The organism is Streptomyces sp. NPDC007856 (assembly GCF_042868225.1).
Lineage (GTDB): Bacteria > Actinomycetota > Actinomycetes > Streptomycetales > Streptomycetaceae > Streptomyces.
In genome coordinates this window covers 239,679-259,926 of the sequence record NZ_JBIAEC010000004.1, presented here as the reverse complement: position 1 = coordinate 259,926, position 20,248 = coordinate 239,679, and the positions used below count along the sequence as shown (strand labels likewise).

Here is a 20,248-nt window from a genome sequence, read left to right as displayed (position 1 = left end):
CGCGACCGGGTCATCGGCCCGGCTCAGCCGGAACACAGCCACGACGGACCGGCCCCCACCGGACCCACCCCGCCGACGGGGAGGTCCGGATGACTCGGCGCCCCCTGCGCACCCGCCTGCCGCTCCTCCTCACCGCCGTCCTCGACTGCGTGTGCGCCGCGCTCGTGCTCACCACCGTCCTCGCCCAACGCGCCTATGTAATGGGTGAGTTGGAACCGGGTGAGTGACGCCGCCGTGCACGGGGTGACCGGGGCCGCGCGGCACCCCGAACGCCCCGCCGACCTCGCCTTCCTCGGCACCGGCGGCCATCCGTCAGGGCTGCACGCCGCCCGGTTCGACACCGGCGGGCACATTCTCGCGGCCGCCGTCGTCCGCCGGGACGCCCAGCCCGCTCCGCTCACCGCGGCCCAGCGCGTCGCCCTCGCCGGGCTCCCCGACGACGGCGCGCGGCCCACACCGCACGGTCCCCGGACGCGGCGCCTACCGGGTCACCGCCCTCGACGCGAGCGGCATCCGAGTCCTGGCGGGACTGGCCGCACCGAGTTCCGCGTCGGACTCCCGGCCGCCGAGCCGCCGTCCGGTGCCGCGGTGGGGTCCTCGGCGTGCCGGCCCGGTCCGCTGCGCAGCCCGGCCTGACCCGCCCGGCCGTGCGCCTACGGCAGTGCCTGCTCCGCCCAGATCACCTTGCCCTGCGGGCTGTACCGAACGCCCCAGCGCTCGGTCATCTGCGAGACCAGGAACAGACCCCGGCCGCCCTCGTCGGTGGTCGCGGCGTACCGCAGATGCGGCGAGGTGTTGCTGCCGTCGGACACCTCGCAGATCAGCGTGCGGTCACGGATCAGCCGCACCCGGATCGGCTCGCCGCCGTAGCGGATGGCGTTGGTGATCAGCTCGCTGAGCACGAGTTCCGTGGCGAAGCCCAGCTCGGCAAGGCCCCACTCGTCCAGTTTCCCGGACACGGCCAGGCGCATGTCCGACACGGCCGCCGGATCGGGCAGCACGTCCCACTCGGCGACCTGGTCGGGCATCAGTGCCCGGGTGCGCGCGACGAGCAGCGCGACGTCGTCCGTGGGCCGCCCGGGCAGCAGCTCGTCCAGCACCGCCTGGCAGCTCGCGTCCGGTGCCCGGCCGGGATGGCCCGCGAGGGACTGCGCCAGCAGCTCCATGCCCACGTCCAGATCGCGGGCGCGGTCCTCGATGAGACCGTCGGTGTACATCACCAGCTCGGTGCCCTCGGCCAGCTGGAACTCCGCCGTCTGGAACGGCATGCCCCCGATGCCGAGCGGGGGCCCGGCCGGCAGGTCGGCGAAGGCGACGCTGCCGTCGGGGCGGACCAGCGCCGGTGCCAGGTGCCCCGCCCGCGCCATGGTGCAGCAGCGGGTCACCGGGTCGTAGATCGCGTACAGACAGGTGGCACCGGCTATCTCCCCGGTCGCCCCCGCGCAGCCCTCGTCCTGGTCGATGCGGCCGACCAGGTCGTCCAGATGGCCCAGCAGCTCGTCGGGCGGCAGGTCGAGGGTGGAGAAGTTGTGCACCGCGGTGCGCAGCCGTCCCATGGTGGCGGCCGCGTGCAGACCGTGGCCGACCACGTCACCGACGACCAGCGCCACCCGGCTCCCCGGCAGCGGGATCACGTCGAACCAGTCCCCGCTCACCCCCGACTGCGCGGGGAGATAGCGGTAACCGACGTCGAGGGCGCTCTGCTCGGGCAGCGCCCGCGGCAGCAGGCTGCGCTGCAGGGTGACCGCCACCGCGTGCTCACGGGCGTACCGGCGGGCGTTGTCGATGCTCACCGCGGCGCGGGCCACCAGCTCCTCCGCCAGCGACAGGTCCTCCTCGTCGAAGGGGTCCCGCTTGGCCCGGTAGAAGTTCGCCATGCCCAGCACGACACCGCGGGCCCGGATCGGGGCGACGATCAGCGACTGGATGCCGTAGTCGAGGATCTCCCTGGTGCGCCGCGGATCCTGGGCCTGCCAGCCCTGCGCGGCGGACAGATCGATCACCAGCTCCGAGCGGCCGCTGCCGTACCCGCGGGCCTGCGGCGTGGACGGCAGGAAGTCGATCAGCCGGTCCTTCTCGTAGAGCGGATGGTCGTCCCGGACGCCGTGGACGGCGATACGCCGCATGTCCGTGGCGGTGGCGGCGGGCTCCTCGCCGTGCAGCACGGCGTCCGCCAGATCCACGGTGACGAAGTCCGCGAAGCGCGGCACGGCGACCCGCGCCAGCTCGTCCGCCGTACGCTCCACGTCCAGCGTGGTGCCGACGCCGAGACCGGCGTCGTACAGCAGCTTGAGCCGCTCCCTGGCGACCTCCGCCCGTCCGGACAGTGCCTGCAGCTCGGTCGTGTCGCGCAGGGTCACCACGGTGCCCCTGGGGCCTCCGGCCCGGTCCGTGGGCCGCTGGTTGACCGCCAGCAGCCGGTCCCCGGCGAACAGCACCTCGTCGGTGGCCATGCGCCCGGAGGCGAGCAGGTCGGCGAATTCGGGATCGAGGCCCGCCAGCCCGGAGACATGGTGCCCCTCGGCCTCGGTGGGCAGCTCCAGCAGTCGCCTGGCCTCGTCGTTGACCAGCATCAGCCGCCCGTCGGCGCCGACGATGAGCACGCCTTCCCGCACCGAGTGCAGCACCGTGTCGTGGTGCTCGTACATGCGGGTCATCTCGTCCGGGGCCAGGCTGTGGGTCTGCCTGCGCAGCCGCCTGCCCACCAGCGCCGTGCCCCCGGTCGACACCACGAGCGCCGCGGCCCCGGCGGTGAGGATGATCGGCAGCTGCCGGTTCACCTCATGGGTGACGTTCTTGACCTTCATCCCGGCGGAGACGAGCGCGACCACCTTGCCGTGGGGGTCGTCGATCGGCACGGTCGCCTGTTCCTCGTGGCCCAGCGGGCCGTGCACGCTCTCCGTGTACACCTTGCCGGCCAGTGACGGACCGATCCGGCCCACGAACCGCTTTCCGATCTTGCTGGGAATCGGGTGGGTGTAGCGGATGCCGTGGGTGTCCATGACGACGATGAAGTCGACGCCGGCGGACTTGCGCCCCGCCTCGGTGAGCGGCTGGAGGATCTTGGAAGGGTTGGGCGCGTGCAGCGCCTGCAGGACGCCGGGGGAGTGCGCGAAGGTCTGGGCGACGGCGATCGACCGTCGCCTGGCCTCGGTGCTCGTGTCCCGTTGCGACTGCAGGACGAGGGCGAGGACGGCGCAGAGCACGAGTGCCACGACCAGCGCCACCTGCAGCACGAAGACCTGCCCGGCGACGCTCCGCGGGCTTTTGCCGATCACAGACCGCCAGGAGTGACGCCTGAGCCGGTCAGTCATGTCCGACATGCGGCCTTTGTAGCACCGGCTTCACCCGGGTGGCTATGGCCGTTCCACGAGTCGGACGCGTGTCGCCTCCCCAGAGGCACGGATCGTCCCTGGTCACGCCGTCGGGGCGGGCCCGGAGGTGGCCGGGGGATTCGGTGCCCGAACCGCTCTGGGCGGACCCGGTGTTCGTGCACCGGGTCCGCGAGCCGGGCGGGTGAGGGGGGTGTTGGGAACCCGCCCGGGTGGTGCTGGCTTGTAAGGTGTACCGAGTGCGCGACAACGTTGTCTTATGGTCTGTACATGACTCTACCGCGGCAACCGACAACGATGTCAACCCACTTGTGGTAACCCGACCGAGTGATCCAGGCGTGCGCCTGCCCAGGCAAACGCGTTCTTCGGCGGCCTTCCGTGGTACCGCTGGGGCGCCTAACCGTCACTGCGGCTTGTGCGACCCGTGGTGCGCGACCCGTCCGTAAGGAGGAAGGGCCGCGTATGCGTTTCCGCCCCCTGTCGCTGTCGCTGGCCGCGCTTCTCACCACCGGCGCCGCCGCCACCCCCGCCCCCGCGGCGACCACCGCACCTCCCGGCCTCGTCAAGGACCCCAGCGCGTATGTCGATCCGCTGATCGGCACCAGGAAACGGCGGCGATGTCTTCCCGGGCGCCGTCGTGCCCTTCGGCATGCTCTCCTGGAGCCCCGAGAACAGCAGAGGGGCGCCACCAGAACCGCCGTCCCCGGTGGCTACCAGTACGACGCCACCCGCATCCGGGGCTTCAGCGAGGACGCCGTCTACGCCTCCGTCTTCGGCCACGCCGACGAGACCGCCGAGCCCGCCCACTACAAGGTGGGCCTCGCCTCCGGGGTCACCGCCGACCTGACCGCCACCGCGCGCACCGGCTCGGCCCGCCTCGCCTTCCCGCCCGGCAAGCCCGCCGCGCTGCTGGTGCGCACCGCCAACCGGCCGCAACAGCGACCGCCCCTGGCTGCCGGCGGCCTTCGTCCGGGACGGCGGCACCCTGGACTACACCCTCTCCGGCACCCCGAACCGGACCTGGGGCAGCGACCCCGGGTCCGCCCCGCCGTCCTTCCGCGAGGGCGAGCAGCCGTACCAGATCGGTGTCGGCCCCACCGCCGCCACGCTCGCCCCCGGCGACAGCACCAGGACCGTCGTCCGCGCGCTGTCCCTGAACGGCGGCACCGGCCCCGAGGTGCGCTTCCGGGTGGACACCCCGGCCGGTGTCACGGCCACGCCCGCCGAGGGCACGGTCACCGACGGCGTCCAGGAGATCACCCTCACCGCCGCGAGGACCGCCGCACACGGCTTCGCCGCCGTCACGATCACGGTGACCTCGGGCGACACCTCCTACCGGCAGCCGGTCACGCTCACCGTGGCCGCCCCCGGCACCCCGCTCGCCGCCTACGACGACACCGGAATCTCCGACGACACGGGCGAGCACGACGAGGCCGACTACGACGGCGGCGGCTGGAGCTACTCCCGCCAGGCCCTCGCCGCGGCCGGCCTGACGCCCGGCGGGCCGGGCACGGTCGACGGCCTCGCCTTCACCTGGCCAAACTCACCCGACGGCCGCCCGGACAACGCCTCGGGAACCGGCCAAACCATCCAACTCACCAACCCCGCCAGCATGTTGTCCTTCATCGACAGCGCGGTCAACGGCAACCAGCGGGCCACGGCGACCGTCACCCACACCAACGGCACGACCGACACCGTCGACCTCTCCTTCACCGACTGGACCATCGGCGGCGGAGGCGGCACCGTCCAGTACGGCAACGAGGTCGTCGCCAAAACCACGTACCGCAATGTCGCGGGCGCCGACAAGGACCCGGTGGCCACCTACGTCTTCGCCACCAGGCCCTTCACCGCACCGGACGGGAAGACCGTCGCGAGCGTCCGGCTCCCGCAGAACGGCGACCTGCACGTGTTCACCCTCGCCACCGGCTGACCGATCACACGGCAAGGAGGCGGACCCGAACGGGCCCGCCCCCTTGTCATGCGCCCGGGTCAGGCCAGCAGCTCCACCTCCGCCAGCGTCGACTCGCCGTCCAGCACCAGCCGGTACTTCGAGTACGTCCCCGGCGCGGCGATGGTGAACGCCCGGGTCTGACGGTCCCAGGTGAACGATTCGCCGGAGCGGTGGTCCAGGGTCCGCCAGGTCGTGCCGTCCGTGGAGCCCTGGAGGGTCCAGCCGGTCGGCGCCCTGGTGTGGTCCGCCGACGACGTCAGCGTGTACTGGACGGGCTTCACGGCCCCGTCCACCGGCAGATCCACCGAGGTGACCGTGGCGTCCGTCGCCGAGGTGTCGTCGAACAGCGCGCCGTCACCCTTCAGCACGTCCGAGCGGGGCGCCGGCACCTTGTCGTCCCGGGTGATGGAGACCGGGGCCGCGTTCTTGCCCGTGCCCCAGGTCGACGGCTCGGCACCCATGGAGAACTCCAGCACCCCGCCCTTGGACAGCAGCGAATGGGGCAGCGAAGTCGACGTCCAGGGGCTGCCGTTGAACCTCACGCCCTGGATGTACACGTTCCTGGCACTGTTGGCGGGCGCCTTGACCACCAGGTCGCGGCCGTTCTCCAGGTGCACGGTGACCTTCTTGAACAGCGGGGAGCCGATCGAGTACTCGCCACTGCCCATCACCAGCGGATAGAAGCCGAGCGCGGAGAAGAGGTACCAGCCCGACTGCTCGCCGTTGTCCTCGTCGCCGTGGTAGCCCTGCCCGATCTCGCTGCCGAGGTACAGCCGCGAGAGGATCTCCCGGACCGCCGCCTGCGTCTTCCACGGCTCGCCGGCCGCGTCGTACATGTACGACACATGGTGCGCGACCTGGTTGGACTGCCCGAGCATGCCCATCCGGACGTCCCGCGCCTCGGTCATCTCGTGGATGACACCGCCGTAGGAGCCGACGAAGTCCGGGGAAGCGGTCTCCGGGGTGGAGAAGAACGCGTCCAGCTTCTCGGCGAGACCCTGCCGGCCGCCGTAGAGGTTGGCCAGGCCCCGGCTGTCCTGCGGGACGCTGAAGGCGTACCCCCAGCCGTTCGTCTCCGTGTAGTCGTACCCCCACACGCGCGGGTCGTACGACGCGGAGTCCACCCGCCAGTCGCCCTTGGCGTCACGGCCCTGGAAGAAGCCGCCCGACGCCTTGGGGTCGAACAGGTTCACATAGTCCTGGGCGCGGTTGAGGAAGTAGTCGGACTCCTCCTTGTAGTGCTTCTCGCCCGTCTTCCGGTACAGGGCGTCGCCCATCTTCGCGATGCCGTAGTCGTTGACGTAGCCCTCCATCGCCCAGGACATGCCCTCGGAGGTGGCGGTGCTCGTGTAACCGAGGAACGGCGAGGTGCTCATGCCCTTGCGCCCCACGCCCGACATCGGCGGCACGACGGTCGCGTTCTTCAGTGCCGCGTCATAGGCGGCCTTCGCGTCGAACTTCACGCCCTTGACATACGCGTCGGCGAACGCCACGTCCGAGGAGGTGCCGGTCATCAGGTCGGCGTAGCCGGGGGAGGACCAGCGCGAGGTCCAGCCGCCGTCCTTGTACTGCTGCACGAACCCGTCGACCATCTCACTTGCCTGGGACGGCGTGAGGAAGGAGTACGCCGGCCACGTGGTCCGATACGTGTCCCAGAAACCGTTGTTGACGTACACCTTGCCGTCGACGATCTTCGCGCCGGTGTGGGTCGGGGTGTCCTGGCTCGGCATCGGGGAGAAGGGCGAGGCGTACTGGTCCTTGCCGCCCACCCTCTCGAAGCCCGAGTTCGGGTACAGGTACAGCCGGTACATGCCGGAGTACAGCGTGGTCAGCTGGTCCGGGGTCGCGCCCTCCACCTCGACCTTGCCGAGCAGCTTGTCCCAGGTGCGCTGGGCCTGCTCCCTGACCGTGTCGAAGGAGGTGCCGTCCGGGATCTCCTGGCGCAGGTTGTCCTTCGCCTGGTCCACGCTGATCAGCGAGGTCGCCAGGCGCAGCGTGACGGTGTGGTCCGCGCCCGCGTCGAAGCGCAGGTAACCCTTCACCCCGCTCGATCCGCCGTCCGTCACGGGCCGGTCGAACTCGCCGTACACGAACAGCCGTGTCGCACCGGTCGACAGGCCCGACTTCACGTCCGAGAAACCGGTGACGATCCCGTGCTCCTTGTCGAGCGTCAGGCCCGCCTGCTCGGTGACGTTGTCGAACAGCACGCTCGCGTCGGTGCCGGGATAGGTGAAGCGCAGCATCGCCGCGTGGTCGGTGGGCGTCATCTCCGCCTTGAGACCGTTCTCGAAGCGGACCCCGTAGTAATACGGCCGCGCGGTCTCGTTCTCGTGCCGGAACGGCAGCTCACGCGCCTCGCGGCCGGTGTCCGGAGTGCCGGACACCGCCGACGGCATCACCTGGAAGGTCTGCCGGTCACCCATCCACGGGCTCGGCTCATGACTCGCGCTGAACGCCTGCATCGTGGGCAGGTTGTCGTCGTTGTTCGCATGTGCGTACTCGTACAGCCAGCTCAGGGACGACGCGTTGGTCACCGGCGTCCAGAAGTTGAAACCGTGCGGAAGGGCCGTCGCCGGGAAGTTGTTGCCGCGCGAGAAACTGCCGCTGGAGTTGGTGCCGCGCGTGGTCAGCGCGTAGTCCGACAGATGCGCCTTCGGCTTCTCGGGCGCTACCGGCCTGATCGCCACGTCGTCGATCCAGCCCCGGAACTTCGCCGGCCCGGCGGGGGAGTCGTAGGCCACCAGGATCCGGTCGACCGTCTTGCCCGCCGCCACCGAACCGATCCGCGCGACAACGTTGTTCCACTGGTTCACGTACAGCGACTTCGAGTCGCCCTGCCCGCGCGGCGACAGCGGGAACCCGTGCTGGTCCAGCGCGCCCAGATCACTCAGATACGTGCCGTCGGTGAAGGCCAGGTCCAGGGAGATGTTCGTGGCGTCGTAGTCCCGGTCGCCGTCGGCCATCTGCGGGAAGATCCGGTACGACAACTCCGTGTCGCCGCCGACCTTCACGTTCACGTCGAAGACCTTGTTGTACGAGTACGCCCGGCCGCCCGCCGTGTGCCGCCCGGCGTAGCGCAGCGCGCGCTTCCCGGTGAAGCCCACCCGGGCCTTGGCCGTCGGCGAGGCGGTCGGACCCTTGTCGACCAGCGTCAGCATGTCCTGCGGCACCGGACCGCCTCCGCCACCGGTGGAGAACTGCACATCGGCGAGTTGCAGGATGTCGGCGCCGGAGTTCTTCGTGATCTCCAGCCGGAAGTGCTGGTACTCGACGGGCTCGGTCAGGCCGTAGGACTTGGTCTGGAACCGCTCGGAGAAGGTCTCGCCCGCCCGGGTGTCGACCGTCTTCCAGTCCTTGCCGTCGGTGGAGCCGAGCAGCGTCCAGTCCCTCGGGTCGCGCTCGGCGTAGTCGTTGGCCGAGGTGAGCGCGTACGTCACCAGCTTGACGGGCTTGTCGAGGTCGAACTCCACCCAGCCGGTGGGCTCGAAGGTCAGCCACTTGGTGCCGGACTCGCCGTCGACCAGATTCTCCTTGACCTCGCCCGCACCCGTGTTCTCGCCGCTCGCCCGGACCTCGGTGACATGGTCGTTCACATTGCCCGGTATGCCGGTGCTGTAGCCGCCGTCGACCCCCGAGGCGCGCTTGGTGCCGTCCGGCGCGGTGTCGACGGTATTGAGCCAGTCGGGCGCCGGATCGCCCGTCTCGAACGAGGATGCGAACTCCCGGTCGGTTGCCGGAGCCTTGGCGGGCAGGGCGACCGCCGCGCCCTGAGCGCCGACGGCCATGACAAAGGCGGCCGTGAGGACGACCGCCGGACCCCATCTGTGCCGAGTTCTCCGCTGCATCTACGGATTCCCCTCCTGCGACCGCTCTGGACAACGTTGTCAACTTCGGTGCGCAGGAACCAGTAGTGCGTCAAGTGACCCGTGGTGTCAAGGGTGTTGGGTGTGGCATTCAGGCGCTTATGGCGCGGGTTTTCCACCAGGCGCTCCACAGGGGGCTCATATTTCCGCCAGGTCTCAACTCGGAAAAGACCCATCGCGAACCGTGCATTCGATCTTGCTCCGCTGACGGGAAGTGGACTATACCTGTCGGCACTTCCAGCACGATCCAGCACTACTCTGCACGACCCAGCACTACCCGACCGCGGTGCCGGGGAGGATCCGGTTCACCGCCTGAGTCCTGGAGAAGGCGAGGACTTGAGCGTGACTCCACCCATGCGTCACCGCGCGGGCTTCCTACGCCGCCGCCGGACCAGCGTCGCAGAGGGCCGGCCCACCCCTGTTGCGGATGTTGAGAGCGCCTACGTGGTCGGCGTTCACGGCGAAGGACGCGCACTCGAATCTCGACTGGGTGACGCGGTTCCCCTTCGCGATGTGCCCGCATACGGGGCATGTGCGGGAGGTGTTGAGGGCGTTCACCGGGATCACGAGACGACCGGCACTCTCAGCCCGCACTGTATAGGCACTGCGTGTTCACTCGCATACGTTTCGTGACTGTCGCCTGCCGTGTACGGCACCAGGCCGTGGCGCGGCGGACGATGCGATACCCCTACCGGCTGCGGCCGGTCGTCCCTTTGAGAGGAATCTGATGGAATTCACTTCCGCCGAGAACACCGGTTCCGAAGGCGTCGGCCGCCGCAATCTGATCAAGCGTTCGGCAGCGCTGGGCCTGGTGGCGGTTCCCGGAATGGGCCTGCTGTCCGCCTGCGCGAGCAGTGGCGGGGGCGGGCAGAAGAAGGACAAGGCGGGGAAGAAGACCGCCAAGAACCCGCTCGGCGTCAACGAGACCGCCAAGATGGAATTCGTCCTCTTCGACGGCGGCTTCGGCAAGGAGTACGCCCAGGACGCGGTGAAGATCTACCAGAAGGACTTCCCCAAGGCCACGGTGAAGTTCTCCGCCACCCAGAAGATCCAGTCCACGCTCCAGCCCCGCTTCAACCAGGGCAACCCCCCGGACCTCATCGACAACTCCGGTGCCGAGCAGATGGACATGGGTGTGCTCGTCGGCAAGAGCCAGCTCGCCGACCTCACCCCCCTGCTGGACGCGCCGTCGTACGACGACCCGAACAAGAAGGTCCGCGACACGCTGCGCCCGGGCATCGTGGAGATGGGCCAGTTCGACGGCAACCCGGTGTGGATCATGTACTACGCCTACACGGTGTACGGCGTCTGGTACTCGCAGAAGGCCCTGGACTCGCTCGGGGTCGAGTACCCGAAGACCTGGGACGAGATGCTGCAGGTCTGCGCGAAGGCCAAGAAGAAGGGCATGGCGGGCTGGACGTACGCGGGCAAGTACCCCTACTACATCCCGTTCTCGCTCTATCCGATGATCGGCAAGGTCGGTGGCCGCGAGGTGCTCGACGCCATCGACAACCTGGAGCCCAACGCCTGGAAGCACCCGGCCGTCAAGGCCTGTTTCGAGGCGTACTACGAGCTGTACAAGAAGGGATACATCCTCCAGGGCACCCCGGGCCTGGACCACATCCAGTCGCAGACCGCCTGGGCCCAGGGCAAGGCGCTGTTCATTCCGAACGGTTCCTGGGTGGAGAACGAGTCGGCCAACGTCATCCCGAAGGACTTCAACCTCGCCGTCTCCGCGCCCACCGGCATCGACAACAGCGACAAGATGCCGTTCGGCACCATCTGGGCCTCCGGCGGTGAGCCGTTCATCGTGCCGGCCAAGGCCGCGAACCCCGAGGGCGGTATGGAGCAGTTGCGCATCATGCTCTCCGAGGCGTCCTCGAAGAACTTCACCACCAAGGTGAAGTCACTGACCGCCTACAACGGTGGCACCACCGGCATCTCGCTCACCCCGGGGCTGAAGTCGGGCGTGGCAGCGCTGCAGCTGGCCGGATCCAACGTGGTGAATCCGCGGCTGCAGGACTGGTATGTGCAGCTGCAGAAAGAGAAGATCGGTGTGGCCGGTCTCGGTGAGATGATGGCGGGCCGGCTCACCCCGGCCGAGGCCATCAAGAAGATCCAGGGATTTGCCGACGAGACGGCCAAGGACAGCTCGATCAAGCACTACAAGCACCAGTAGCCAGCACCCCTGACCGCACCGGAGTGGCGATGCAGCACGGCAAGTACCGGTTCATTGTGGGGTTTCTGGCATTGCCCCTGGGACTGTACGCGCTCTTCGTGGTATGGCCGTTCATCCAGTCCATCTACTACTCGTTCACGGACTGGACAGGCCTGAGCCCCGAATTCAAGATGGTCGGCTTCGACAACTACAGGAGGATGTTCCACGACGACATCTTCTGGAAGTCGCTGGAGCACAGTCTGCTGTTCGCCCTGGTTCTGCCACTGGTGACGATCAGTCTGGCGCTGTTCTTCGCCTTCATGATCAATGTGGGCGGACGCCGGAGAAGGGGGGGCCCCGTCATCTCGGGTGTCCGGGGCTCGTCCTTCTACAAAATCGTCTATTTCTTCCCGCAGGTCCTGTCGATCGCGATCGTCTCACTGCTGTTCGCCTTCGCATACAATCCGGACAGCGGCGCGATCAACTCGATCCTGCGGGGCATCGGCCTGGACCACGTCCAGCCCCTGTGGCTGGGCGACCCGAGCCTCGCGCTGTGGTGCGTGATGGCGGTGCTCGTCTGGTCCACGGTCGGTTTCTTCGTGGTCCTGTTCTCGGCGGGCATGGCCTCGATCCCGACCGAGCTCTACGAGTCGGCGCTGCTCGACGGCGCCGGCCGGGCCACCACCTTCTTCCGGATCACCCTGCCGTTGCTGTGGGACACCGTGCAGTCCGGCTGGGTCTACATGGGCATCCTCGCGCTCGGCGCCGAGTCGTTCGCGGTCGTACAGATCATGACGACGGGGCCGGGCGGGCCCGACTACTCGACCACGGTGATGGTCCTGTACGTGTACCAGAAGGCGTTCCGGGACGGTCAGGCCGCCTACGCCACGACCATCGGCGTCGCCCTGCTCGTCGTCACGCTCGCCTTCGCGGCGGTCGTGATGCGGCTGGGGCGTCGCGAGCGGCTGGAGTTCTGAAGCGATGAAGACGACCGAGACACCCGCACCGTTGCCGGCCGAGTCCGGCGCCAGCGTCTCCAAGGTCGACGTACCGGCCCTGAAGCCCGCCCGGGAGAAGAAGGAAGGCGGTGTCCTCAACGTCTTCTCTCACGGCGTGCTGATCATCTGGGCGATCATGGTGGTCACGCCGCTGCTGTGGGCGGTGATGACGTCTTTCAAGGACGACAGGTCCATTTTCGACTCGCCTTGGTCCCTGCCGGACAAGCTGCACTTCGACAACTGGTCGCGGGCCTGGACCCAGGCCAACATGAGCGACTACTTCCTCAACACCGTCCTGGTGGTCGGCGGCTCGCTCATCGGCACCCTGGTCCTCGGCTCCATGGCCGCCTATGTCCTCGCTCGCTTCGACTTCCCAGGCAACCGCTTCATCTACTACCTGTTCATCGGCGGCATGAGCTTTCCGATCATGCTCGCCCTGGTCCCGCTGTTCTACGTGGTGAACAACATGGGGCTGCTGAACACGATCCACGGCCTGATCCTGGTCTACATCGCATATTCGCTACCGTTCACTGTCTTCTTCCTGACGGCCTTCTTCCGCACGCTGCCCACCTCGGTGGCGGAGGCAGCCTTCGTGGACGGTGCTTCGCACACGCGTACGTTCTTCCAGATCATGCTCCCGATGGCCAAGCCCGGCCTGATCAGCGTGGGGATCTTCAACTTCCTCGGGCAGTGGAACCAGTACATGCTGCCCACGGTTCTCAACACCGACCCCGACAAGCGCGTCCTCACCCAGGGCCTGGTACAGCTGGCGGTCAGCCAGGGTTACAAGGGCGACTGGTCCGGGCTCTTCGCGGGCCTGGTGATGGCCATGCTGCCGGTGCTCGGGGCGTACATCGTCTTCCAGCGGCAGGTGGTTCAGGGGCTCACCGCAGGGGCGCTGAAGTAGCCCCTCCCCACTACTGGGGTGACGCCTCGCATCCGTCCGTGTGCACGCCGTTCCGGGCCTCGGAGTGGTGTGCACACGTGTGTCCGGGTACCCGGATGCGGTTCAACCTCTTGACGTAAGACACCCCGAACGGCTCAGCTTAGAGTTCACTAGTTGGACATACGCGGGGCCTCGCCGGAGCGGCCTCGCGCTCAGGAGGTCGTCGTGGAGACTCCAGGGTCGCAGTCGTCGCTGCACCGAGCCAACCTGGAGCGGGTCGTACGGGCCGTGCGCTTGGCCGGGTCCCTCACGCAGGCGGAGATCGCGCGGACGACCGGCCTGTCCGCCGCGACGGTCTCCAACATCGTGCGGGAGCTGAAGGACGGCGGAACCGTCGAGGTCACGCCCACGTCGGCGGGCGGGCGCAGGGCCCGCAGCGTCAGTCTGAGCGGGGACGCCGGGATTGTGATCGGCGTCGACTTCGGGCACACCCATCTGCGCGTCGCGATCGGGAACCTCGCTCACCAGGTGCTGGCCGAGGAGGCCGAGCCGCTGGACGTCGACGCCTCCGCCGCGCAGGGCTTCGACCGGGCGGAGGAGCTGGTCAGCCGCCTGATCGCGGTCACGGGCGTGAGCCGGTCGAAGGTGGCCGGCGTGGGGCTCGGTGTGCCGGGCCCGATCGACGTGGAGTCGGGGACGCTGGGCTCCACCGCGATCCTGCCGGGCTGGACCGGCGCCAAGCCCGCCGAGGAGCTGCGCGAGCGGCTCGGTGTGCCCGTGCACGTGGACAACGACGCCAACCTCGGCGCTCTCGGCGAGCTGGTCTGGGGGGCCGGCAAGGGGGTCCGTGACCTTGCGTACATCAAGGTCGCGAGCGGTGTCGGTGCCGGTCTGGTGATCGACGGGAAGATCTACCGGGGTCCGGGCGGCACGGCCGGGGAAATCGGACATATTACACTCGATGAATCCGGCCCGGTCTGCCGTTGCGGGAACCGCGGCTGTCTGGAGACGTTCGCGGCCGCACGCTATGTGCTGCCGCTGCTCCAGCCCAGTCATGGCCCGGACCTGACCATGGAGGGCGTCGTGCGGCTGGCCAGGGACGGAGACCCGGGCTGCCGTCGGGTGATCGCCGACGTCGGCCGCCACATCGGCAGTGGAGTGGCCAATCTCTGCAATCTCCTCAACCCGAGCCGGGTGGTCCTCGGCGGTGATCTCGCCGAGGCCGGTGAGCTGGTGCTCGGGCCGATCAGGGAGTCCGTCGGCCGCTACGCCATTCCCAGCGCGGCGCGCCAACTGACCGTTCTCCCGGGGGCACTTGGCGGTCGTGCCGAGGTACTCGGAGCGCTCGCCCTCGCCCTCAGCGAGATGGGTGATTCGACCCTTTTGGACGGTTCGCTGTCCATGGCGGCCCCTGCCTTCACTTAGAAAACGGATGGCACCGTTGCCATCTCGTTAAGGATTTACTTCTTGACGTCGCACGTGTGGCCGAGTTGACTTCCAGCCACCTCGGCCGCAACGACGCGGCCTCGTCAGGGAGGTTTCTGAAGTGAACATGCGTATGCGTCGTGCGGCCTTCGCCGTTGCTGCTGGTGCCATGGCCGTCTCGCTCGCTGCCTGTGGCAGCGCCAAGCAGTCCGGTGGCGGCTCCTCCAAGTCGTCCAGCCCCAAGAAGGGCGACGCGATCACGGTCGGTCTGCTCCTGCCGGAGAACCAGACCGCTCGTTACGAGAAGTTCGACAAGCCCTTGATCGAGAAGAAGGTCCAGGAGCTCACGGGCGGCAAGGGCAAGATCGTCTACGCCAACGCCAAGCAGGACGCGACGCTGCAGAACCAGCAGGTCGACACCATGATCACCAACAAGGTGGACGTCCTGATCGTGGACGCGGTGGACGCCGCGGCCATCAAGAACTCGGTCCAGAAGGCCAAGGACGCCGGCATCCCGGTCGTCGCCTACGACCGCCTGGCGCAGGGCCCGATCGACGCGTACACCTCGTTCGACAACGAGACGGTCGGCAAGACCCAGGGCGAGGCCCTGCTGAAGGCCCTGGGCTCCAAGGCCAAGTCCGGCAAGATCGTCATGATGAACGGTTCCTCCACCGACCCGAACGCCGCGCAGTTCAAGAAGGGCGCCCACGAGGTGCTCGACGGCAAGGTGAACGTCGGCAAGGAGTACGACACCAAGGAGTGGAAGCCGGAGAACGCCAACTCCAACATGGAGGGCGCCATTTCCGCTCTGGGCAAGAAGAACATCATCGGCGTCTACTCCGCCAACGACGGCATGGCCGGCGGTATCATCACCGCCCTCAAGCAGGCGGGCATCAAGGTCCCGGTCACCGGCCAGGACGCGGAGCTCGCGGGTGTCCAGCGCATCGTCACCGGCGACCAGTACATGAGCGTCTACAAGCCGTACGCTCCCGAGGCCGCCGCCGCCGCCGAGATGGCCGTGGACCTCGCCCAGGGCAAGTCGCTCGACTCCGTCGCCAAGGACAAGGTCGACAGCCCGACCACCAAGCAGGTGCCCTCGGTCCTGGTGCCCGTCACCGCGCTGACCAAGGACAACATCAAGGACACCGTCATCAAGGACGGCGTCTACACGGTCGCCGACATCTGCACCTCGCAGTACAAGGCCGCCTGCGACAAGATCGGTCTGAAGTAAGCAGCCGCACGCGCCTTTCCAACTAGGGGAATTCACCCTTGAATTTCCCTAGCGGGAGGAAGGCGCCCACAGGCTCCTCCGGCGCCCCGCGCACACACCCAGCCCCGCAAGCTCGGTGCGGGGCGCCGGACGGAACTACCCCCCAAACTTCTGCACAACCTCCCGCCGGGTCAGGCGGCGAAGGAGATGGTTCACGTGTCCGCTACGCCCGTGCTGGCGTTGCGCCGGGTCTCCAAGCGGTTCGGTGCCGTTCAGGCGCTCACCGACGTAGAGCTTGAGGTCCACGCCGGTGAGGTGGTCGCCCTGGTGGGCGACAACGGTGCCGGAAAGTCCACGCTGGTCAAGACGATCGCCGGCGTGCACCCCATCGATGAGGGCGTCATCGAATGGGAAGGCAAGGCCGTCCAGGTCAACAAGCCGCACGACGCCCAGAACCTGGGCGTCGCGACGGTGTACCAGGACCTCGCGCTGTGCGACAACATCGACGTCGTCGGCAACCTGTTCCTCGGCCGGGAGATCCGCCGCCGCGGTGTGCTGGACGAGGTCGAGATGGAGCGCCGCTCGCGCGAGCTGCTGGACCAGCTCTCCATCCGCATTCCCAGCGTCCGCATCCCGATCGCCTCGCTCTCCGGCGGTCAGCGCCAGGTCGTGGCGATCGCCCGCTCCATGCTCGGCGAGCCCAAGCTGGTCATCCTCGACGAGCCCACCGCCGCGCTCGGCGTCGAGCAGACCGCCCAGGTCCTCGACCTGGTGGAGAGGCTGCGGGAGCGCGGTCACGCCGTGATCCTCATCAGCCACAACATGGCCGACGTCAAGGCTGTCGCCGACAAGGTGGCCGTGCTGCGTCTGGGCAGGAACAACGGCGTCTTCGAGGTCAAGTCGACCTCGCAGGAAGAGATCATCTCCGCCATCACCGGCGCCACGGACAACGCCGTGACCCGTCGTGCGGCGCGCAGCAATGGGGAGATCAAGAAGTGAGCATCGACAAGACCTCCACGCCCCCCGAGGACACCCCCGTGGAGAACCCCGAGGCGGCACGCGGCTCCGACGTCGCCGTCGACCCCCGTCTGCTGGTGCGCGAGCAGGGCCTCGCGGGCTACGTCACCGAGTTCAAGCGCAAGATGAAGGCCGGTGACCTCGGCTCCATCCCGGTCGTGATCGGCCTGGCGGTCATCTGGATCATCTTCCAGAGCCTGAACTCCAACTTCCTGACCGCGGGCAACCTCTCCGACATCTCCGTCGCCATGGTCGGCACGGGCATGATCGCCGTCGGCATCGTGTTCGTCCTGCTGCTCGGCGAGATCGACCTGTCGGTCGGTTCGCTCTCCGGTGTCGCGGGCGCCACCTTCGCGGTGCTGAACGTCACCCACGGCATGAACGAGATCCTGGCCCTGGTGCTGTCGATCCTCACCGGTACGGTCGCGGGCGCGGTGCAGGGCTTCTTCTTCGCGAAGATCGGCGTGCCGGCCTTCGCGGTGACCCTGGCCGGTCTGCTGTTCTGGAACGGCCTCATGCTCAAGATCCTGGGCGACAACGGCACGATCAACCTGAACGACAACGGCCTGGTCGCCAAGCTGACCAGCTACTACTTCTCCGACGTGGCCGCCGCCTACGGCCTGGCCATCGCGGTGACGGTGCTGTTCTTCCTCAGCTCCTACTTCGGCAACAAGCGCCGCGAGGCCGCCGGCGTGCCGTCCCGCCCGCTGAGCGAGACCATCCTGCGCACCGTGCTGCTGGCCGTCGTGGCCTTCGCCGCCGCGGTCGTCTTCAACCAGTACAAGGGCCTGCCGCTGGCCGTGGTGGTCTTCGTCGCCGTGCTGTTCATCACGGACTTCGTGCTGCGCCGCACCTCCTACGGCCGCAAGGTCTTCGCGCTCGGCGGCAGCGTCGAGGCGTCCCGCCGTGCCGGTATCAACGTGGACATGGTCCGGATCTCGGTGTTCGCCATCTCCGGCACGTTCGCGGCGATCGGCGGTCTGTTCATCGCCTCCAAGATCGCCTCTGCCAACCAGGGCGCCGGCGGCGGTGACCTGCTGATGAACGCGATCGCGGCGGCCGTGATCGGTGGCACGTCCCTCTTCGGTGGCCGTGGCCGCACCTGGAACGCGCTCCTCGGCGTGCTGGTGATCGTCTCGATCCAGTACGGCCTCGCGCTGCAGGGCATCGCCTCGCCGGTGCAGTACATGATCACCGGTGGTGTGCTGTTGGCCACGGTCGTGATCGACGCGGTGACGCGCAAGACCCAGAAGACAGCAGGGCGTGCATAACGCCTGGTCTTCACAGGTTGACCAGCGCCCGGCACATCGAAACGTGCCGGGCGCTGTCGTGTCGTGTAAAGCCGGAACATTAGACTCTGGCGAGCCCGGCGAAAGCTCGATCAGCTCTACTGCAAGGAGGCACGGGTGCCGCTGCTGACCCGCATCAGGGGACCGCGCGATCTGGACCGGCTCAGCCTGGAGCAGCTGGACCAGCTGGCAGAGGAGATCCGGACCTTCCTCGTCGACGCCGTCTCCAAGACCGGCGGCCACCTCGGCCCCAACCTCGGTGTGGTGGAGCTGACCATCGCCCTGCACCGGGTCTTCGACTCGCCGAAGGACAAGGTGCTCTGGGACACCGGCCACCAGTCCTATGTGCACAAGCTGCTCACCGGCCGGCAGGACTTCTCCAGGCTGAAGATGAAGGGCGGCCTGTCCGGCTACCCCTCGCAGGCCGAGTCCGAGCACGACGTCATCGAGAACAGCCACGCCTCCACGGTGCTCGGCTGGGCCGACGGCATCGCCAAGGCCAACCAGCTGAAGAAGCGGGACAGCCATGTCGTGGCGGTCATCGGCGACGGGGCGCTCACCGGCGGCATGGCCTGGGAGGCGCTGAACAACATCGCCGACGCCAAGGACCGCCCGCTCGTCATCGTCGTCAACGACAACGAGCGGTCGTACGCCCCCACCATCGGCGGCCTCGCCAACCACCTGGCGACCCTGCGCACGACGGACGGCTACGAGCGGTTCCTCGCCCGCACGAAGGAACTCCTGGAGCGCACCCCGGTCGTCGGCCGGCCGCTGTACGAGACCCTGCACGGGGCGAAGAAGGGGTTCAAGGACTTCATCGCACCGCAGGGCATGTTCGAGGACCTGGGCCTGAAGTACGTCGGCCCGATCGACGGCCACGACATCGAGGCGCTGGAATCCGCCCTGGCCCGCGCCAAGCGGTTCGGCGGACCGGTGATCGTGCACTGCCTCACCGAGAAGGGCCGCGGCTACCAGCCTGCCCTGCAGGACGAGGCGGACCGCTTCCACGCGGTCGGCAAGATCCACCCGGACACCGGTCTGCCGATCGCCAGCTCGGGCGCCGACTGGACCTCCGTCTTCGGCGACGAGATGGTCAGGCTCGGCGAGGAGCGCGAGGACATCGTGGCCATCACGGCCGCCATGCTCCAGCCGGTCGGACTCGACAGGTTCGCCAAGCGCTTCCCCGAACGGGTGTACGACGTCGGGATCGCCGAGCAGCACGGCGCCGTCTCCGCCGCGGGCCTCGCGTACGCCGGGGTGCACCCCGTCTTCGCCGTCTACGCCACCTTCCTCAACCGCGCATTCGACCAGGTCCTCATGGACGTGGCGCTGCACAAGTGCGGGGTGACCTTCGTGCTGGACCGGGCCGGTGTCACCGGAACGGACGGTGCCTCGCACAACGGCATGTGGGACATGTCGATCCTGCAGGTCGTGCCGGGCCTCAGGCTGGCCGCCCCGCGGGACGCCGAGCAGGTGCGGGCCCAGCTGCGGGAGGCCGTCGCGGTGGACGACGCCCCGACCGTGGTGCGCTTCTCCAAGGGCGCCGTCGGCCCCGCCGTACCCGCCGTGGGCCGGATCGGCGGCATGGACGTGCTGCGCGAGCCCGGCACCGACCGGCCGGACGTGCTGCTCGTCTCCGTGGGCGCCCTCGCCCCGATGTGCCTGGAGATCGCCGGCCTGCTCGACAAGCAGGGCATCTCCACCACCGTGGTCGACCCGCGCTGGGTCAAGCCCGTCGACGAGGCGATGGCCCCGCTGGCCGAGCGGCACCGGGTCGTCGTCACCGTCGAGGACAACAGCCGGGCCGGCGGTGTCGGCTCCGCGATCGCGCAGGCCCTGCGTGACGCCGGGGTGGACGTGCCGCTGCGCGACTTCGGCATCCCGCCGCGCTTCCTCGACCACGCCTCCCGCGGCGAGGTCCTCGCCGAGATCGGCCTGACCGCCCCGGACATCGCCCGCCAGGTCACCGGGCTCGTCGCCAGGCTGGACGGCCGGTTCGACCGCACGGCCGCGGAAGTGGACTCGGTCGAGCCCGCGTGCGACTGACCGGGAACACGCCCTTCACGGGCCGGTCACGCCACTCTTGCGGTGGCGGAACCGGCCCGTTTGCGTGAACCTG

General features: G+C 68.6%; 13 protein-coding genes and 2 pseudogenes. 12 read left to right on the top strand and 3 right to left on the bottom strand.

The features are described 5' to 3' along the window. The first annotated feature begins 89 nt into the window (after positions 1–89). Positions 90–227, top strand: coding sequence for a hypothetical protein (locus ACFYOH_RS12510; protein WP_388624431.1), 138 nt, complete (start codon positions 90–92; stop codon positions 225–227). Then, on the top strand, positions 220–636 hold the full coding sequence (locus ACFYOH_RS12505) for a hypothetical protein (protein WP_388624429.1): 417 nt from the start codon (positions 220–222) through the stop codon (positions 634–636). Before ACFYOH_RS12510 ends, ACFYOH_RS12505 begins: the two co-directional genes overlap by 8 nt. Before the next feature lie 17 nt (positions 637–653). Here the strand turns inward: ACFYOH_RS12505 and ACFYOH_RS12500 are convergent, their stop codons facing one another. Then, positions 654–3,323 (bottom strand): SpoIIE family protein phosphatase, encoded by a 2,670-nt coding sequence (locus tag ACFYOH_RS12500; protein ID WP_388624426.1) that lies wholly within the window; start codon positions 3,321–3,323, stop codon positions 654–656. A 471-nt stretch (positions 3,324–3,794) separates the two neighbouring features. Between ACFYOH_RS12500 and ACFYOH_RS12495 the strand changes: the two are divergent. Both ACFYOH_RS12495 and ACFYOH_RS12490 read left to right on the top strand, forming a co-directional pair. After that, positions 3,795–4,208 (top strand): annotated as a pseudogene (locus ACFYOH_RS12495) (glycoside hydrolase family 92 protein); the annotation flags it as partial. Positions 4,209–4,260: 52 nt separating this feature from the next. Then, positions 4,261–5,262, top strand: a pseudogene (locus tag ACFYOH_RS12490) (glycoside hydrolase family 92 protein); the annotation flags it as partial. Positions 5,263–5,321: 59 nt separating this feature from the next. On the opposite strand, the gene ACFYOH_RS12485 reads toward ACFYOH_RS12490, so the two are convergent. Together ACFYOH_RS12485 and ACFYOH_RS12480 are read right to left on the bottom strand one after the other, a co-directional pair. Beyond that, positions 5,322–9,128 carry a GH92 family glycosyl hydrolase gene (locus ACFYOH_RS12485; protein ID WP_388624424.1) on the bottom strand — a complete coding sequence of 1,269 codons (3,807 nt, stop codon included), beginning with the start codon at positions 9,126–9,128 and terminating at the stop codon, positions 5,322–5,324. 393 nt (positions 9,129–9,521) lie between these two features. Then, positions 9,522–9,740: a zinc ribbon domain-containing protein gene (locus ACFYOH_RS12480; RefSeq protein WP_388624423.1), complete on the bottom strand. Its 219-nt coding sequence runs from the start codon at positions 9,738–9,740 to the stop codon at positions 9,522–9,524. Between the two features lie 133 nt (positions 9,741–9,873). Here ACFYOH_RS12480 and ngcE point away from each other — a divergent pair, with 133 nt between their 5' ends. The 8 genes from ngcE (at position 9,874) to dxs (ending at position 20,175) form a co-directional block, all read left to right on the top strand. After that, complete coding sequence (gene ngcE, locus ACFYOH_RS12475) at positions 9,874–11,325, top strand: N-acetylglucosamine/diacetylchitobiose ABC transporter substrate-binding protein (RefSeq protein WP_388624420.1); 1,452 nt, start codon at positions 9,874–9,876, stop codon at positions 11,323–11,325. Positions 11,326–11,354: 29 nt separating this feature from the next. After that, complete coding sequence (locus ACFYOH_RS12470; RefSeq protein WP_388624417.1) at positions 11,355–12,281, top strand: carbohydrate ABC transporter permease; 927 nt, start codon at positions 11,355–11,357, stop codon at positions 12,279–12,281. A gap of 4 nt (positions 12,282–12,285) precedes the next feature. Next, the gene (locus ACFYOH_RS12465) at positions 12,286–13,209 is read left to right on the top strand and encodes a carbohydrate ABC transporter permease (RefSeq protein WP_388624414.1); all 924 of its coding nucleotides are present in this window, start codon (positions 12,286–12,288) and stop codon (positions 13,207–13,209) included. A gap of 204 nt (positions 13,210–13,413) precedes the next feature. Next, positions 13,414–14,613: an ROK family transcriptional regulator gene (locus ACFYOH_RS12460; RefSeq protein WP_388624412.1), complete on the top strand. Its 1,200-nt coding sequence runs from the start codon at positions 13,414–13,416 to the stop codon at positions 14,611–14,613. A gap of 133 nt (positions 14,614–14,746) precedes the next feature. After that, the gene (locus tag ACFYOH_RS12455) at positions 14,747–15,844 is read left to right on the top strand and encodes a sugar ABC transporter substrate-binding protein (RefSeq protein WP_388624972.1); all 1,098 of its coding nucleotides are present in this window, start codon (positions 14,747–14,749) and stop codon (positions 15,842–15,844) included. 186 nt (positions 15,845–16,030) lie between these two features. Then, on the top strand, positions 16,031–16,822 hold the full coding sequence (locus tag ACFYOH_RS12450) for an ATP-binding cassette domain-containing protein (protein WP_388624410.1): 792 nt from the start codon (positions 16,031–16,033) through the stop codon (positions 16,820–16,822). After that, positions 16,819–18,111: a sugar ABC transporter permease gene (locus tag ACFYOH_RS12445; protein ID WP_388624408.1), complete on the top strand. Its 1,293-nt coding sequence runs from the start codon at positions 16,819–16,821 to the stop codon at positions 18,109–18,111. Before ACFYOH_RS12450 ends, ACFYOH_RS12445 begins: the two co-directional genes overlap by 4 nt. Positions 18,112–18,246: 135 nt before the next feature. Beyond that, positions 18,247–20,175 (top strand): 1-deoxy-D-xylulose-5-phosphate synthase, encoded by a 1,929-nt coding sequence (gene dxs / locus ACFYOH_RS12440; RefSeq protein WP_388624406.1) that lies wholly within the window; start codon positions 18,247–18,249, stop codon positions 20,173–20,175. Positions 20,176–20,248: the final 73 nt, after the last annotated feature.